The organism is Caballeronia sp. INML1 (genome assembly GCF_023631085.1).
GTDB classification, from domain to species: domain Bacteria; phylum Pseudomonadota; class Gammaproteobacteria; order Burkholderiales; family Burkholderiaceae; genus Caballeronia; species Caballeronia turbans.
Genome location: NZ_JALQDT010000087.1, coordinates 39455 through 55173, shown reverse-complemented (window position 1 = coordinate 55173; position 15719 = coordinate 39455). Strand labels below are relative to the sequence as shown.

Annotated in this window: 15 protein-coding genes; 4 read left to right on the top strand and 11 right to left on the bottom strand. The window is 63.9% G+C overall.

Annotated features, from left to right (window positions below):
- Positions 1-141: 141 nt before the first annotated feature.
- Complete coding sequence (locus tag NCR38_RS33570; RefSeq protein WP_250478514.1) at positions 142-822, bottom strand: dihydrofolate reductase family protein; 681 nt, start codon at positions 820-822, stop codon at positions 142-144.
- Positions 823-920: 98 nt separating this feature from the next.
- Here NCR38_RS33570 and NCR38_RS33565 point away from each other — a divergent pair, with 98 nt between their 5' ends.
- A complete protein-coding gene (locus NCR38_RS33565) occupies positions 921-1184 on the top strand; it encodes a hypothetical protein (RefSeq protein ID WP_061117259.1) in 264 nt (87 codons plus the stop codon).
- A gap of 155 nt (positions 1185-1339) precedes the next feature.
- On the opposite strand, the gene ptsG is transcribed toward NCR38_RS33565, so the two are convergent.
- Complete coding sequence (ptsG, locus tag NCR38_RS33560; protein WP_061116996.1) at positions 1340-3118, bottom strand: PTS glucose transporter subunit IIBC; 1779 nt, start codon at positions 3116-3118, stop codon at positions 1340-1342.
- Positions 3119-3149: 31 nt separating this feature from the next.
- Positions 3150-5675 carry a phosphoenolpyruvate--protein phosphotransferase gene (gene ptsP / locus NCR38_RS33555; RefSeq protein ID WP_061116995.1) on the bottom strand — a complete coding sequence of 842 codons (2526 nt, stop codon included), beginning with the start codon at positions 5673-5675 and terminating at the stop codon, positions 3150-3152.
- A 321-nt stretch (positions 5676-5996) separates the two neighbouring features.
- Here ptsP and NCR38_RS33550 point away from each other — a divergent pair, with 321 nt between their 5' ends.
- Positions 5997-6221 (top strand): DUF6900 domain-containing protein, encoded by a 225-nt coding sequence (locus tag NCR38_RS33550; RefSeq protein ID WP_250478513.1) that lies wholly within the window; start codon positions 5997-5999, stop codon positions 6219-6221.
- 169 nt (positions 6222-6390) lie between these two features.
- Here NCR38_RS33550 and NCR38_RS33545 read toward each other — a convergent pair whose 3' ends face one another.
- Positions 6391-7335, bottom strand: a complete 945-nt coding sequence (locus NCR38_RS33545) for a LysR family transcriptional regulator (RefSeq protein ID WP_061116994.1) — start codon at positions 7333-7335, stop codon at positions 6391-6393.
- A 104-nt stretch (positions 7336-7439) separates the two neighbouring features.
- On the opposite strand from NCR38_RS33545, the gene NCR38_RS33540 reads away from it, so the two are divergent.
- Together NCR38_RS33540 and NCR38_RS33535 are read left to right on the top strand one after the other, a co-directional pair.
- Complete coding sequence (locus NCR38_RS33540; RefSeq protein ID WP_061116993.1) at positions 7440-8207, top strand: SDR family oxidoreductase; 768 nt, start codon at positions 7440-7442, stop codon at positions 8205-8207.
- 24 nt (positions 8208-8231) lie between these two features.
- Entirely contained in the window at positions 8232-9218 is a 987-nt protein-coding gene (locus NCR38_RS33535) for an alkene reductase (RefSeq protein ID WP_311394692.1), read from the top strand.
- A 108-nt stretch (positions 9219-9326) separates the two neighbouring features.
- Here the strand turns inward: NCR38_RS33535 and NCR38_RS33530 are convergent, their stop codons facing one another.
- From NCR38_RS33530 to NCR38_RS33500, 7 genes are all read right to left on the bottom strand, one after another.
- Positions 9327-10199 (bottom strand): AraC family transcriptional regulator, encoded by an 873-nt coding sequence (locus NCR38_RS33530; protein ID WP_250478512.1) that lies wholly within the window; start codon positions 10197-10199, stop codon positions 9327-9329.
- On the bottom strand, positions 10150-10878 hold the full coding sequence (locus NCR38_RS33525; RefSeq protein WP_061116991.1) for an NAD(P)H-dependent oxidoreductase: 729 nt from the start codon (positions 10876-10878) through the stop codon (positions 10150-10152). Before NCR38_RS33525 ends, NCR38_RS33530 begins: the two co-directional genes overlap by 50 nt.
- The gene (locus NCR38_RS33520) at positions 10871-11605 is read right to left on the bottom strand and encodes an enoyl-CoA hydratase-related protein (RefSeq protein WP_061116990.1); all 735 of its coding nucleotides are present in this window, start codon (positions 11603-11605) and stop codon (positions 10871-10873) included. The genes NCR38_RS33525 and NCR38_RS33520 overlap by 8 nt, the downstream gene beginning before the upstream one ends.
- Complete coding sequence (locus NCR38_RS33515; protein WP_061116989.1) at positions 11602-12054, bottom strand: DUF2000 domain-containing protein; 453 nt, start codon at positions 12052-12054, stop codon at positions 11602-11604. Before NCR38_RS33515 ends, NCR38_RS33520 begins: the two co-directional genes overlap by 4 nt.
- 324 nt (positions 12055-12378) lie before the next feature.
- On the bottom strand, positions 12379-13254 hold the full coding sequence (locus tag NCR38_RS33510; RefSeq protein ID WP_061116988.1) for an MBL fold metallo-hydrolase: 876 nt from the start codon (positions 13252-13254) through the stop codon (positions 12379-12381).
- Positions 13255-13273: 19 nt separating this feature from the next.
- The gene (locus NCR38_RS33505; RefSeq protein ID WP_061116987.1) at positions 13274-14635 is read right to left on the bottom strand and encodes an MFS transporter; all 1362 of its coding nucleotides are present in this window, start codon (positions 14633-14635) and stop codon (positions 13274-13276) included.
- A gap of 28 nt (positions 14636-14663) precedes the next feature.
- Positions 14664-15680 carry a succinylglutamate desuccinylase/aspartoacylase family protein gene (locus tag NCR38_RS33500; RefSeq protein ID WP_061116986.1) on the bottom strand — a complete coding sequence of 339 codons (1017 nt, stop codon included), beginning with the start codon at positions 15678-15680 and terminating at the stop codon, positions 14664-14666.
- Between the last annotated feature and the right edge of the window lie 39 nt (positions 15681-15719).

The window sequence follows — 15719 nt, the reverse complement described above, 5'->3', positions numbered from 1 at the left end:
GATGGCGCGACGGGGCACGCTCTTGGTGGCGGCGTGTCGCGCGAGGTGTGTTAGGTTTTGGTCGTTCGATGAGAGGATTATAACAATGCAAGCCGCATTTTTAGCGGCTTGCGGCGGGCTGCGCGGGTAAATCCCGAGGCTTCACGACTTGCGCGTATAGCGCAGCCAGACGACGTCGTGTTCCAGTTTTTCGATCGATTCGAGCTTGAGATATGTGGGCTTTTGCCACTTGTCCATCGCGACTTCGAACGATGACGTATGCGCTTCGCGTCCATCGACGAGCGGGATCAGGAGCACGCTCACTTCATCGGCAAGCTGTGCATTCACGAACGCGCCCGAGACATGGCCGCCGCCTTCGACGATCAGCTTGCCGATCTTCAACTCGCGCGCGAGCGTGTCGACGACGCGCTTCAGTTCGATGTCGTCCTTGCCGCCGAACACATACGACGCGCCGATCGATTGCAGATACGCGAGGTGATCGTCCTCGACGCTTTCGGCGAGCACTTCGACGATGTGCGATTCGAGCGCCGTATCGCTCTTCCACGCGACGCGTCCCTTCGGATCGATGGAAATCGCGTACTGGCTCGCATCGCGTCTGGCGAAATGATCGGTGCGCGGAACGGGGCCTTTCGCGAGTCCGCGAGGATAGTCGCGGTCCTTGCCATGCGAGATTTCCTGCATCGTGACGCGCCCGCATACCCACGCGTCGGCCTTGAAGCGCGCGGCGGTGTCTTCGTAGATCGGCGACGCGAAATCGAGATTCCAGTTATCGGTGAGGCTGCGGCCGTCGATCGACGACATCATGTGGCAGACGATATGCATGGTGCGCTCCGGGCGGCAAAGATTCGGTGCACGAGCGACGCAAGCGCCGTGCCGCCTGCGGCAATCGCGCGTTCGCGCGATGTGCGAAAATCGGCGACATGAAAAAGAACACTTTGCTCATCGTCCCGGCCTTGCTGATCGCGCTCAGCCCGCTCGCGCACGCGAGCCTCGAATCCGGCGCGCATCAGTTCAAGGAAGACGTCAAATCGGCGGGGCGGCAGACGGGCCACGCGGCGCGGGATGCCGCTCACGCGATCGGCGACGGCGCGAAATCGGCCGGTCACGCCATCGCGGATACGTCCAGACGCGGTTATCACGCGACGAAGCAGTGGGTGACCGGCGAAGTAAGCGGCAAGAAGTAAGCGGCAAGGAGTAAGCGGCACGCACCGCGCACTCGTTCCGAGAGGCGCAGCGTGTCCGTCGTCGATGGTCACGTCGAGCGACGTGGCCTCGCTTCATACGCGCGGCGTTTGTCACGCGATCGGGAAACCCCCATCGAGCGACAAGCGCCTGTCATTCACCGCATCGCGCCCGCGAGATTTTCCGCTTCCAGCCCGACGATCAGATCGACTTCGCCGTTGGAAAGCGCTTGCGTCGCGGGCACGCCGGCTGCCTTCAACGCGGCGCCGTCGAGCCGCGACGCATCGCCTAGCGCGACACGCAAACGCGTGGCTGCGAGCGGTTCGAGCTTCACGATGTTGGCCGCGCCGCCAAGCGCCGCGCGAATCTTCTCGGCCCGCGCTTCGTGCTGCGCCGTGTCCCGCGCGGCGACGGCAGCCGGTGCAGTCGCGGCGTCCGTCGAAGCGGCTGTCACGGCGGCGGCCGGCAGGTCGGCATCGCTGCCCGCCTTCTTCAGGTATTCCTGCATGTCGGTCTTCATGTTTTCCGATAGCGGCCCGAAGATCGCCTGCACGCCATTGCCCACACGCACGACGCCGGCGGCACCGAGCGCCTTCAGCCGCGCATCGTCGACGAGCGATGGATCGTTCACCGAGATCCGCAGCCGCGTGATGCACGCATCGAGGCTCTTGATGTTCGAGCGGCCGCCGAACGCGAGCACGAGATCACGCGAGCGTCCGCCCATCTCAGCCGTGCTCATTGCGGCGCCTTCGACGGTGTCATCCTCTCGGCCCGGCGTCTTGAGGTTGAATCGCATGATCACGAAACGGAACACGCAGTAGTAGATCGCCGCGTAGATCGGCCCGAGGATGAACACGTACCACGCGTGCGTCGCCTTGTTGCCGATCAGGTTGAACATCAGAAAGTCGATCGCGCCTTGCGAGAACGTAAAGCCCATGTGCATGTTCAGCGTATTGGCGACAAACTGCGCCGATGCCGCGAGGCACGCGTGAATGAAGTACAGCACGGGCGCGACGAACAGGAACGCAAACTCGATAGGCTCGGTGATGCCCGTGAGAAAGGACGTCAGCGCCGCCGACACCATCATGCCGCCGACCGCCACTTTCTTCTCCGGCTTCGCGCAATGCCAGATGGCGATGGCGGCCGCAGGCAGGCCGAACATCTTGAACAGGAACGCGCCCGACAGAATGCCCGCGGTGGGATCGCCGGCGAAGAAGCGGTTGATGTCGCCATGAACGACCTTGCCGGTCGTCGGATCGAGGAAGCTGCCCGCTTCGAAGAAGAACGGCACGTTCCAGATGTGATGCAAGCCGAACGGAATCAGCAGACGTTCGACGAAGCCATAGACCGTCGCCGCCGTGCGCGGATCGGACACCGCCGCCCATTGCGAGAACGCCTTGATCACGCCGCCGATCGGCGGCCATACGACCGACAACACCGCGCCGAGCACGATCGAACCGATGGCCGTCACGATCGGCACGAAGCGCTTGCCCGCGAAGAAGCCGAGATAGGCCGGCAGCGCGATCTTGTAGTAGCGGTTGAACATCCATGCGGCGAGACCGCCCGCGAGAATGCCGCCGAACACGCCGGTCTGGATCGATGGAATGCCCATGATCATGTCCGGCTCGACACCTTCGACCTTCGCGATCACGCCGAGCGTCGCCGTCATCACGAGATAGCCGATGGTCGCGGCGATGCCCGATACGCCGTCGTTCTCCGTGAAGCCGAGCGCCACGCCGATGGCGAAGATGAGCGGCAGGTTGCCGAAGATGACATCGCCCGCGTTCTTCATCAACGCGAGCACGATGGCGGGCACGTAGCCGTGGAAATCGGTCGCGCCGAGGCCGAGCAGCAAACCTGCGACGGGCAGCACCGCGACCGGCAGCATCAACGACTTGCCGACTTTCTGCACCACGCCGAAAGCGTTCTTGAACATGAGAGGTCTCCGCTTATTCCGCTAATTCCGCTTATTCCGCGTAAGGCGCGAGCAGGGCGCGCACTTCGTCGGCCGTGCCGAGCGTGATGACTTTCGCCGCCAGCGCGCGCGCTTCATCCATCGTGAAACGCGCGAGCTGCGCCTTGATCGAGCCGACGGCGGGCACGCTGACCGATAGCTCGTCGATGCCCAGGCCGACGAGCACCGGCACGGCCATCGCGTCGGATGCGATGCCGCCGCACACGCCGACCCACTTGCCGTGCTTGTGCGCGCCGTCGGCCGTCATGCCGATGAGACGCAACACCGCCGGATGCAGCGCATCGGCCTGCTTCGCGAGCTTCGGATGCCCGCGATCCATTGCGAGCGTGTACTGCGTCAGATCGTTGGTGCCGATCGAAAAGAAATCGACTTCGCGCGCGAGCGGCTCGGCGATCAGCGCGGCGGACGGCACTTCGATCATCACGCCGACCTTCACGCTGCCGATGCGATCGCCGGCTTCTTCCTGAAGAATCCGCTTCGCCGCGCGCACTTCCTCGATCGCGGCGACCATCGGAAACATGATGTGCAGATTGCCGATCGATGCGGCGCGCAGAATCGCGCGCAATTGCGTACGGAACATATCGGGACGATCGAGACTCACGCGCACGCCGCGCAGCCCGAGGAACGGATTGTCTTCCTTCGGCAGCGGCATGTAGGAGAGCGGCTTGTCGCCGCCGACATCGAGCGTGCGCACGACGAGCGGACGCTCGCGGCCGAGCGCTTCGGCGACCGCGCAATATTCGGCGGCCTGTTCGTCTTCCGACGGCGCGGTGTCGCGGTTATCGAACAGGAACTCGGACCGCAGAAGCCCGACGCCTTCGGCGCCTGCCGCGACCGCATCGCGCGCTTCCTGCGCATTGCGGATGTTCGCGACCACTTCGACGCGATGACCATCGGCGGTGACGGCGCGCTTGCTCGCCGCGACTTTCTCTTCCTCGCGCTTCTTCGTCTGACGCTCGATGCGTTCGTGCGCCTTCGAGAGTTCGTCAGCGCTCGGATTGCGCCGCAGGCTGCCGTGCGAGCCATCGAGCACGACGAGCGTGCCGTCGGGCAGTTGCAGCGCATCCTCGTCGATGCCGCAGATCGCCGGAATGCCGAGCGAGCGCGCGAGGATCGCCACATGGCTCGTCGCGCCGCCTGTCGTCGTGCAGAAACCGAGCACCTTGGTGCGATCGAGCGACGCGGTGTCGGAAGGGGAGAGCTCTTCGGCGATGAGGATCGATTCGTCGCGCACATCGACATGCGCCTGCTTCACGCCCGCGAGCAGCGCCAGCACACGGCGGCCGACATCGCGGATATCGCCTGCGCGCTCGCGCAACAGCGCGTTGTCGAGCTTCTCCAGATTGTTCGCCTGCGCCTGGAATGCGGCGCGCCACGCGAAGCCCGCGCTTTTTCCCTCGCTGATCGCCCCGATAGCGGCATCGTTCAGATCGGGGTCGCCGAGCAGTTCCAGGTGCGCATCGAGAATCTGCGCCTTGCCCGGATCGGTCAGCTTCGCCTTCAGCGCCTCGATCTGCTGACGCGCTTCGTGATGCGCGGCCTCGAGCCGTGCGCGCTCGCGTTGCGGCGTTTCGCCGGCTTCGGCCACATCGATGACTTCCTGACGGAACTGCACGATCTTGCCGACCGCGAGCCCCGGCGACGCCGATACGCCGGTGAATTCGTTCGCATCGGCGGGCGCAGCGGGTTTGGTCGCGAGCGCTTCGGCGGCGGGCGCGGGGGGCGCCTCGCCGGGCTTCTCGCCCGAGCCAGACGCGAGCAGGCGCGCGAGCGCCGCGGCGGCTTCCGCCGCATCGGGGCCGGCGGCCTCGACACGCAGCGTGTCGCCGAACTTCGTCGCAAGCGACATCAGCGCGACGACGGACTTCGCGTTCGCGCTGTCGCTGCCGCGCACAACGCGGATGTCGGATTTGTATTTCTTCGCTTCTGCGGCGAAAACCGCTGCGGGCCGCGCGTGCAGTCCTTGAGGATTCGGCAGCGCGACGTCGTCGGACAGAATTGCGCCGTCCGCAGCGCCGCTCGCATCGTCGCGCGCGTCGCCCACGAACTCGATCGCCAACGCGACGTCCTTGCCTGCGGTGACGAGGCCCGTCGCGGGCACGTAGCGCGTGACGAGCTCGCCATTGGCGATGACCATCTGCGTGAGCAGGCTCACGGCTCGTGCGCCGACGACGACCGGATCGAAACGGATCAGCGGTTGGCCGGTCGTGACGGCGTCGCCTTCCTTGACGAGCGGCGTAAAGCCTTCGCCGCGCAGCATCACCGTGTCGAGGCCGATGTGTATCAGCACCTGAAGCCCGCTTTCGCCCGTCACGGTGACGGCGTGCGCCGCACGATGCAACTGCGTGACCGTACCGGCAAACGGTGCGAGCAATTCGTCGGATGTCGGATCGATGGACACACCGTCGCCGACCATTTTTTGTGCAAAAACCGGATCGGGCACGGTGTCGAGTTGCACCATCACGCCGGATAACGGCGCCATCAACTCGATTCGTGCCATCCGCTGAGGAGCTTTCATATGAACGACTCCTTGTACCTTGACGATATGAGCTGAAACCGGCCTGAAATGAATCATAGGCAACGGCTTCATGATTCGCTGACCGAATGAATGCGCGTTCGCAAAAGCACGCCGTTTGTGCAGAGTCGTCCGCATTGATTCGGGTTCTGAAACGCCGGATTCCCGTTGGGGAGCACTGGCGGAAAAAAGCGCGCTATTGTTTCGCAGCAGTTCGATGGTTTCTAGAGACGACGCTCCAATTGCGTCGATCCGTCGCAGGCTTCGCTCCGCGATCCCATTAACCTTGTTAATTAGTAAATGCAAGCGAAAGGAGCGCGCATCATGATCTACCGCAACGAAGCTGAAGCTTATTGGGAGCCGCTATTAACGATCGCCCGCGACGAGCTCGGCATTGAATCATTCGATCCGATGGGCAAACCCAACGCCGACATACGCATGTGCCGCGTCGAGGACATCGGGCGGGCGCTCGAACGCGCCTATGATTCGGGTCTCCTGGTCGGACATACGGTGACGCGCGCCGAACGGGTGAATGGGCACTGCGTTTGAAGGTCGTCGTGATCGGTTCGTTCGCTGCCGTCGAAGCCGGCCGCAGCGGAGAATCGGCAAGCATGCCGAGGTCAAAACACGACATCTGTAAATAGCCAGAACACGACATTAGGATAAAGCCGCAACAAACCAAAAATACGCTAATTTGCATTATGTAAATCATGCCGCGCTAGGAAGCATGAGCCTGCACCAGGACGTCCCAGGGTGCGGGAGATGGAAAGATATCCTGCAGAAAGCCGACAAACGCTCTCACCGCCGGATTGCTGCGCCGGCTCTCGGGCCACACGGCATGCAGATGGAATCGGTCATAGGCGAACTCGTGCAGCACAGGTACGAGTTCGCGCCTTTGGACGTATGGCGCTGCGATATACGTCGTCGAAATTCCGATTCCGGCGCCTGCGGCCAGCGTCGCGGCAATCGCGTCGCTGACGTCGATAATCAAGGCCGACGCAGGCGAGAACTCAACGAGTTTGCCTCCCACGTCGAAAAGCCACGCGGCCTCCTGCCCCGTCGACTGATATCTGAAGTTCACGCAATCGTGCTGCAAGAGATCGTTCGGATGCTGCGGCACGCCTCGCTCCCGCAGATATTCAGGCGATGCGAACGCGCAAATCCGATGCGGTGCGAGACGGCGCGCGATCAACCGCGCGTCGCCGGGATTGCCGACTCGAATGGCGACATCCACGCCCTCCTCGATCAGATCGACGTAGCGATCGCTCAGGCGCACATCGACGGTCACTTTCGGATGCCGCCGGCGAAACGCCGGCAGTGCGGGCGCGAGGATGTTCACGCCGACGGGCAACGGCGCGGTCACCTTGAGCGTTCCGGCCGGCTCCGCGCGCGCAGCGGCGACGCCTTGCTCGATACCTTCCGCCTCGCGCAATAACCGTTGCGTGCGCTCCAGAAGATCCCGCCCCTCCGGCGTCAGCGTCAGCGAGCGCGTGGTCCGACTGAACAGCTTGAGTCCGAAGTGCTGCTCCAGCCGCTGGATGCTTTTGCTGATCGCCGATGGCGAAACGGATAGCGAACGCGCGGCGGCCGTATAGCTGCCAAGGGATGCGGCGCGCGCGAATGCGATCAGCCCAGTCAATCTTTCGATAGCGATTTGTTCCATGATGGCATCATTAAAGCGAATTGCTGCCCAATTATCAATCCAGGTTTCGCGAATTAACCTTCTCCCATCGACGCCAAACCGGCGAAGTCAAAAAGGAGAAGGACATGAACGCGAATACGAAAACGCAGGACGCACAGGCGGCAGCAGTCGCTCACCACGCACTCGCAGGCAAGACGGCACTCATTTTCGGCGGCACGTCGGGCATCGGGCTCGATGCGGCTCTTCAGGCGAAACGGGCGGGCGCGGCGGTCGTCGTGGTCGGGCGATCGGCGGATACGGCGCAACGCGTCGCCGCGCAGCATGGCTTCGCCGGATGGCGCGCGGCCGACGTGACCGACGCCGACGCTCTGCAGCAGGCGGTAAGCGACATTCCGAAGGTCGATCATCTGGTTCTGCTGGCCGGCACCTTCGTCGCAGGGACGGTGCGCGAGGCCCACGTAGCGCATTTGCGGATCGCGTTCGAGGAACGCATCTGGGCGGCCGTGCACGTCATTCGCGCCCTGGGAGACCGCTTGAGCGCCGATGGCTCGATCACGTTCATCTCGGGCAGTCTCGCCGACCGTCCGAACGCCTACGGCACCGCAGTGCTCGCGGCGGCGTCGGCGGCTATGGAAGCGCTCGCGCGCGGCCTGGCCCTCGAACTGGCGCCGGTGCGCGTCAACACGCTGTCGCCCGGTCCGATCGACACGCCGATTCTGCGCAAGGCGCTCGGTGACGCGCGCGATACGGTCGTGTCGAATATGGAGAAAACCTTGCCGCTGCATCGTCTCGGCACCGCCAGCGAAGCCGGCGCGGGCGTGGTGTTCCTGATGACCAATGGCTTCATGAACGGAGCGACGCTCAACGTCGATGGCGGCGCGCGCCTCGTGTAACCGCAAAAGCCAACGGAGAAAGCCATGACCACGCTTTTCGACCCGATCCGGCTGGGCGACATCGAAGCGCCCAATCGCATCTTCATGGCACCTATGACTCGCGCGCGGGGTACGCGGTATCACTTGCCGACGACGATCATGGCGCAGTATTACGCCCAGCGCGCGAGCGCCGGACTCATAATCAGCGAAGCGATCGGTATCGCGCAGCAGGGGTTGGGATGGCCCTTCGCAACGGGCCTCTGGTCCGACGAACAGGTTGCAGGCTGGCTGCGCGTAACCGACGCCGTGCACTCGGCCGGCGGGCGCATCATCGCGCAGCTTTGGCACATGGGCCGCACCGTGCATCCCAGCTTCAATGGCGGCGCGCAGCCGTTATCGGCTTCGGGCACGACCGCGCCGGGACACGCGCATACCTATAGCGGCAAGCAGCCCCATGTCGCGGGCAGACCCATGCGCGCAGACGAAGTGCCCGCACTGCTCGACGATTTTCGCCGCGCTACGCGAAATGCCTTGCGCGCGGGATTCGATGGCGTGCAGGTGCACGCCGCCAACGGCTATCTGATCGATGAGTTCTTGCGCGACGGCACCAACTTGCGGGACGACGCCTACGGCGGCAGCATCGAAAATCGCGTCCGGCTGCTCAGGGAAGTCACGCAGGCCGTGATCGGGATAGCCGGCGCTGGCCGCACCGGAGTACGGCTCACGCCCAACGGCACGGACCAGGGCGTGCGCGACAGTGATCCGGAGCCCGTTTTTGTCGCTGCGGCTCGGACACTATCGGCGCTCGGCGTCGCGCATCTTGAACTTCGCGAGCCGCCGATGAACGGGATTTTGGCACTTCCGACCGGCCGCCCTTCGCGCCTGCCATCAGGAAGGCATTCGCAGACGTGTCCATCCTCAATTCGGACTACGGTCTCGATCGTGCGGCGGCGGCTATCTCCAGCGACGAGGCGGACGCATCGCCTTTGGCCGGCCGTTCATCGCAAATCCCGATTTGCCGCAGCGCTTTAGCGCAGGCGCTCCGCTGGCGGCCGATAAGGGCGTGTTGTGGTTCACGCAAGGGCCGGAGGGCTATCTCGACTACCCCGCTTTCGCCTGAACCGACGTTCACCGAGCCGTTCAAAGGAATGCAGCCTGATAGACCTTCGGTGTCACGCCAGTTTGTTGCTTGAACACGCGCGTAAAGTGCGACTGGTCCGCGAAGCCTGTTCGCGCGCCAACCTCCGAAAGGGATATGCCTTGACGAAGCATCGGCATCGCATTGCGTACGCGCGTCTGCTGCTGAAAGGCATGCGGACTCAGTCCCGTCTCGCGGACAAAGGCGCGCAGCAGGACAAAGGGCGTGACGTCGAACTCCGACGCGAGCGTCGACAAGGTCAACCTCGCATCCAAGTCCTGGCGCAGCCGGCGCTTTACCGTGCGCACGAGAGCCGGCTCGCTGCGCACGGCGGGCAAGCGCGCCGAGCGGCCCGCGTGCAGACCACATAACCCAATGACCGCGCAAGCCAGCGCTTCACTGCGCTTGAAGGGGTCGTCGTCCACCTCGGAACACCAGTTTATGCCGTAGAGATTGCGTGACAGTTGAGCGTCGATGATGAACGGGCTCGCGACGTCGAACCGGTCGCGCCGAGGAATGCCGAGCCGGTCACAGTAGGCGGCCAGCGCCGCGGGTTGCACATGTTCGACGCGCATTTTCCACTGGCCGTCTCCTGCCGCGGCGCCGGAATGCACGACATCGGCATCGATGACGATCACGTCGCCGGGGCGGCATATGCGACGCTGGTCCCGCACCTCGACCGCCAAAGCCCCGCCGGTGATCACCGCGAGGCAGTGCGTGTCGTGCGCGTGCGGAGGATACCGGTGGCCGACGAACCGGCCCTTGAGCATGACGGCGTCCATGACGTCTGGCGCGCGCCAGAGCTTGACCGAATGCGTCGGCGCTTTAGCTTTCATGATCGGACGAATCGCGAAGTGGCCGGAACACGTCATCATAGTCCTCGAGCCGCGGCATCGGGATACGCGGTTGCTCGTCGAGTCGATCGATAAAGTCGCGCCAGCGGGCCATCGTGGCCGACCGCTGCTCGTCGGTGCAGTACGGAACGTGCCACGCAAAGAACGGCTCGAGCACCTCGAAGCCCACATATCCCAACGTACCTTGCAGCAGATGGCGCAACATGCCGCCCGCAAGTTCGCCGTGGATACCCTGCTCACCGAACATGTGCTCCCGGCCGCCCAGCGTCACGCCGACCACCGCGCGCTTGCCGACCATGCCACCACGGCCATAAATGCGCTTTCCGCCGTACAGCGCGCCCGACAGGAAACAGCGGTCGATCCATCCCTTGATCAGCGCAGGCACCGAAAACCAGTAGAGGGGAAACACCAGCATGAGCGTATCGCTCGCGAGAAGCGCGTCGACCTCGCGCCGGACGCCGGACGCAAGCGTGTCGTGCACAAGCGCGTGGCGCTGCTCCAATGAATAGACAAGGTAGTCGACGTTTGCACGTTCGGCGAACTCGCTGGCACGAGCCACCGGGTCGAAGTCTAGTGCGTACAGGTCCGAAAAACTCACGTCGTCGCCACGCAACTCCATCAGGCGTCGGGCCTCGTGGGCCATTGCCGTGCAGAAGGAGCGCGGTTCCGGGTGGGCATGGACGACGTGAACTTTAGCCATGAGCGGTCGATGTCGAGGTGAGCGCCGGGATGAAGGTGTTCAGATGAGCGAGCTCGTTTTCGATTGCCTCTCGCGTCGACGAAGTGGCGCCCTCCAACAACAAGCGTCGCGTGGCCTGCAGCGCGCCCGGCGGTTTGGCGGCGAGGCACATGGCGTATTCGTTAGCCGCGTCGCGCACATTCGCGTCGGGTACGAGGCGCGAGACGAATCCATGCAGAAGGGCTTCGTCCGCGGCAATCGCGCGGCCGCTCAACAGCCAGTCGCGCGCCGTCAGATCGCCCACGCGGCGGGCCAGCAATGCCGTTGCGCCCGCTTCGGGAACGATGCCGAGATCGGCAAACGAAAAGCGGAACATCGCGCTCTCGCCGGCGACTACCCAGTCGGCGTGAAGTAGCATCGTGGCGCCGAATCCCACGGCCGGGCCATTGACCGCCGCCAGCAGCGGTTTCGTTTGCTCCGAAAACGCGCGGATGCAGCGTCTGACCACGCCGTCGGCGGGCTGTGGCCAGAGCGTTTTGAACGCGGCAGTGTCGTGGCCCGCGCAGAAGCTATCGGCGGTTCCGTGCAGCAGGACGCAATGCACGCGCATGTCGGACTGCGTCTGCTGCAGAGCATCGGCCAGTGCGGCGAACATCGCGGCATCGAGCGCGTTGCGCTTCTCAGGGCGGTCGATTCCGATGGACCCGATCCGTCCATCGAGTTGTGTCGTTATATTCGCTTTCATCATGCGAACAGCGAGAAACCACCGACGAGTTTGCCGATCCGGTTCTTCGAGCCGACCAGACCGATCGCCAGATATTGAAGCGATTCTTCGGGATGAGCCAGGACGGCATCGAGAAACGCGTTGTAGTCCGTGGTTGCCTGTCCTTGCACGGGAAAGCCCACGACGTCGCAATGCGCCAGCGACCGTTGACGCAATTCGCTCAATTGAAGCGATGTGGCCCTGAGCACCGGAATGCCGATAGGAATGAGTCCCGGATGTACCGCGCCATCGCGCCCGCGCAATGGCGCCCCGACGAGACGGCTGTGACGCTGGCCCAGCGTAAACGCCACGACTGCGGCTGCGTTGGACGCTTTCCCCGGCGGCAGCAATTCGTCCACGACGATGACACAACGCTCCGGCTTTTGCGTGGCTTCCGGTTCGTTGGACGTGCGAGTCTCGGTTTGCGAAAACACTGCCTCTCTCCAAAAAATAGTGATGGAGACAATGCTATGAGTTCCATTTCCAAAAGTATTGGACGATTTTGCAGCGGGTCGATGTAAGGCAATCGGACTGCACCGAAGCGCAACATCGAAACAAACGGCCTCGACAGTCGCTTGAGCCAGGCTTGCCACCTTGTCCTTCCTCGGCCTGGCAAGCGTCCTGGCCTATTCGGGCATCGGGCAATGCCCTGGTCCGCCTCGCTTGGCCGCAGTCGACCCTAACAGCCCTTGGCGTTTGCAAACATCGATGTCGACAGACCGGACCATTTCGGACATCGGTCACATTCTTTGCCTCATTCACGCATAGCGCCATTCGAAGCCTTCCGCGGTTCGCGTGACGGTTCCCGCCGACGTCTCGGCGAAATGCGCGGCGAATATCGTCGCGCCCGTATCCGCTGCATGCGCGAGCAGACGCGCTCGCGATGCACGCGCCTGCTGCTGGTCGAGACAGAACATCGAATTCCATTCCGGTCGATGCACCTGCACGGCGCTGTGCATCACGTCGCCGGAAAAGAGCGCCGTTTCGCCGCGCGAGCAGATTTCGATCGCCATGTGCCCGATGCTGTGGCCGAAGGTCGGCATGAAGCGGATGCCGTCGAGAATCTCTTCGCCCTCGTCCGGTACGACGCGCGCCTGACCCGATTCGATCACCGGCAGCACGCTGTCCTCGAACACCATACGACGCGATTCGCCTTCCGGCATGAAAAAGGAATCGCGTTCGCGCTCGCCGAAGACGTACGTCGCGTTCGGGAACACGAGCGCCCAGCGGCCATCTTGCCAATGCGTATTCCAGCCGACGTGATCGACATGCAAATGCGTGAGCAGCACGTAATCGATCTTCTCCCGCGCGAAGCCCGCTGATTCGAGCCGTTTCATCACGGGGTTATCGAGCTTGTCGAATAGCGCGCTGAATGGCCGCGACTTGCCGTTGCCGATTCCCGTATCGACGACGAGCGTCATGCCGTCGATTTCGACCAACCAGAGATGGGTCTTCAACTGCACGCGCGCATTGGCGAGGTCGAGCGTGTCGGTGGCGAAGCGCTCGCCGAGCGCTCGCCCGTCCTCGGCCGTCCACGCGGGAAACAGCCGGTCCGGTGCGAGCGCGAAGCACGTTTCATCGACGCGCGTGATGGTCGCCGCGCCGACATGATGCACTTGAGATGCGGATGTCATGGCGTCCGTTCTCCTGGTTTCAATGTGAGTTCGCAGCGCTCACCCGGCGAGTCGCCAATGCGTACAGAATCACGCTGATGAATGCCGAGGCGCCGCCGACGATCGCAAGCGACATGCCGAGGCTGGCGCCGGTCGCTCCGAGCCGCTCGTTCAGATAGCCGACCGACAGCGGACCCACGCCGCCGCTAATCGCATTCGTCATGAACACGAGCAGAGCCAGCGAACGGCCCCGCATGCGGTTCGGCACGGCAATCTGCAGCGGCACGGGCGCGAGTCCCATCGCGATACTGGCAGTCAATGCGCTGATGCCATAGAGCACGATGGCAAGCTCGCTGCTGGCGACGAGCGGCATGGCGACGGCGGCGGGCATCAGCAACGCAACGGCGCACGCGGAGAAGCCGAGCACCTTGCGCAACGCGGTGTCGTCGGTGACGCGCGTCGAAAGCAGGCCCGCGCATGCAACCCCCAGCATGCCGCCGATCATGTACGCGGGCGCGGCCATCTGTCCGACGACTTTCGGTGCGAGCTGAAAATGCCGCATCAGCAAGGTCGGAAACCACGCGGCGTGCGAATAGAACAGCGTGATCAACGCAACGTAGGCCGCGAAGTAAGGCAGGCAGAAGCGATTGCGCACGAACAGTTCGGCGAGCACGTCGCGCAGCGAAGGCATCTCGTCGTGCCTGCGCGCGCGCTGCATGTCCGCCTCGCGTCTCGCCGGTTCGCGGACCGTGAACGCCACGAGCGCCGCCAAAAGCAGACCGGGCAAGCCGACCGCAACGAACACCGCTTGCCACGGCTCAAAGCCTCGCGCGAGGAGCCATGCGTTGCCATCGCCCGTCGCCGCCGCCGAGAGCAACATGCCGCCGCCAAACAGCGCAGCGCCGCCGCCGACATACGGCCCGAGCATGAAGACACTGCTCGCGCGCGCCACGCGGCGCGGCGGAAAGATGTCACTGAAAATCGACAGCGCGGCGGGACTCAGCGCGGCCTCGGCGACAGCCGTGCCCGCACGCGCAAGGAGCAGTTCCGTGAAATTGGTCGCGAAGCCGCACGCCGCCGTCGATATCGCCCAGATGGCGATGCACGCGGCGATCAGCTTGACGCGATTTCCCCGATCGACGAGGCGCGCGACGAACACACCCGCCGTTGCGTAGCACATCGTGAACGAAAACCCTTGCAGCAAGCCGATTTGCGTATCGGAGAGCGCAAGCGACTGCTTGATCGGCTGCACGAGAATGCTGACGACCTGGCGGTCCAGATAAGAAAACGCAAAGCAGACGAAGAACAGCAGCACGATATACACGGGATGGCGCACGCTGTCGTAGGGCGTGATGCGTGCGGCGTCGGCGACGGGCCGGCTCGAAACGGGGTGATCGCTCATATGCGGTCTCCGGGGTTGATGGACCGGCTCAATCGGCGTGGGTTTCGGAAGCGAGCAGCGCGATGCAGTCGCCTGGTTCGACGCGCGCGAAAGTCCGCATGCACATCACGATGCCGTCGCCACGGAACGCGATATCGAGCGGTGCTTGCCACGGGCGATGCGGATCGAACAGGCGTCCGGCCAGTTGACCTCCGCGCACCTGATCGCCAAGCTTGAACGCCGGTTCGAAGACACCGGCAAGCGGCGAGTACACGTAATGACGCGCGCCTTCGACTCGCAGGAAGCGCGTCTTGCGGGGTGCCGCGGTATCGGCGTCCGGGATCACGCCGAGCCGCTGCAACACGCGCTGCAAGCCGCTCTCGACAATCCCGAGATTCGCGGCATCGCAGCCGGCGTGTCCGCCGAATTCGCCGCACAGAAAGAGCTTGCCGTGACGTTCGGCAGCCGCTGCCATCGTGCGGTCCTCGCCGAGCAGGTCCATGATCATCGTGTTCGGCGCGCCGAATTCGCGCACGAGGTCCATGTACAGCGCGCGCCGTTCGCGTTCGGCGGGCGGCGATGCAAGCAGTGTCGGCGCATGATCGAACGATGCGCCGCCCGCATGCAGGTCTATCGCGACGTCGGCGCGCGGCAGCAGTTCGGTTTCCACGTAGTGCGCGATCATCTCCGTCGGCTGGCCGTTGCGCGCGCCGGGGAACACGCGGTTCAGGTTGCCGCGATCGATCGGCGACGTGCGCGTGCCGTTGATGAATGCGGGGAAGTTCAGCGCGGGAATCACGATCAGGCGGCCACGTATCGTCATGGACTGCATGCGCTGCATCAGCTTCATCAGCGCGACGGGGCCTTCGTACTCGTCACCGTGATTGCCGCCCGTCAGCAGGAGGGTCGGGCCCGCGCCCGCGCCGGCATTGAGCACGGCGAGCGGAATGGGGACGTGTCCGTATGCCGAGCGGTCGTGCGAATACGGCAGACGCAACGTGCCCGTCTGAAAGCCCGTGCGTTCGAAGTCGATATCGGTAGCGATGAGAGAAGCGGATGTGGACATGGCGCGATCGGTAAAGAGCTTGGGGTGTCTTTACTATCG

Bases quoted from the DNA above. Each gene is read 5' to 3' on its own strand.
- NCR38_RS33530 (WP_250478512.1), bottom strand. From the start codon at position 10,199: ATGATGACGTGTTCCGGCCACTTCGCGATTCGTCCGATCATGAAAGCT.
- NCR38_RS33500 (WP_061116986.1), bottom strand. From the start codon at position 15,680: ATGTCCACATCCGCTTCTCTCATCGCTACCGATATCGACTTCGAACGC.
- NCR38_RS33550 (WP_250478513.1), top strand. From the start codon at position 5,997: ATGATCTACCGCAACGAAGCTGAAGCTTATTGGGAGCCGCTATTAACG.
- NCR38_RS33565 (WP_061117259.1), top strand. From the start codon at position 921: ATGAAAAAGAACACTTTGCTCATCGTCCCGGCCTTGCTGATCGCGCTC.
- NCR38_RS33525 (WP_061116991.1), bottom strand. From the start codon at position 10,878: ATGGCTAAAGTTCACGTCGTCCATGCCCACCCGGAACCGCGCTCCTTC.
- NCR38_RS33520 (WP_061116990.1), bottom strand. From the start codon at position 11,605: ATGATGAAAGCGAATATAACGACACAACTCGATGGACGGATCGGGTCC.
- NCR38_RS33505 (WP_061116987.1), bottom strand. From the start codon at position 14,635: ATGAGCGATCACCCCGTTTCGAGCCGGCCCGTCGCCGACGCCGCACGC.
- ptsG (WP_061116996.1), bottom strand. From the start codon at position 3,118: ATGTTCAAGAACGCTTTCGGCGTGGTGCAGAAAGTCGGCAAGTCGTTG.
- NCR38_RS33570 (WP_250478514.1), bottom strand. From the start codon at position 822: ATGCATATCGTCTGCCACATGATGTCGTCGATCGACGGCCGCAGCCTC.
- ptsP (WP_061116995.1), bottom strand. From the start codon at position 5,675: ATGAAAGCTCCTCAGCGGATGGCACGAATCGAGTTGATGGCGCCGTTA.
- NCR38_RS33535 (WP_311394692.1), top strand. From the start codon at position 8,232: ATGACCACGCTTTTCGACCCGATCCGGCTGGGCGACATCGAAGCGCCC.
- NCR38_RS33510 (WP_061116988.1), bottom strand. From the start codon at position 13,254: ATGACATCCGCATCTCAAGTGCATCATGTCGGCGCGGCGACCATCACG.
- NCR38_RS33540 (WP_061116993.1), top strand. From the start codon at position 7,440: ATGAACGCGAATACGAAAACGCAGGACGCACAGGCGGCAGCAGTCGCT.
- NCR38_RS33545 (WP_061116994.1), bottom strand. From the start codon at position 7,335: ATGGAACAAATCGCTATCGAAAGATTGACTGGGCTGATCGCATTCGCG.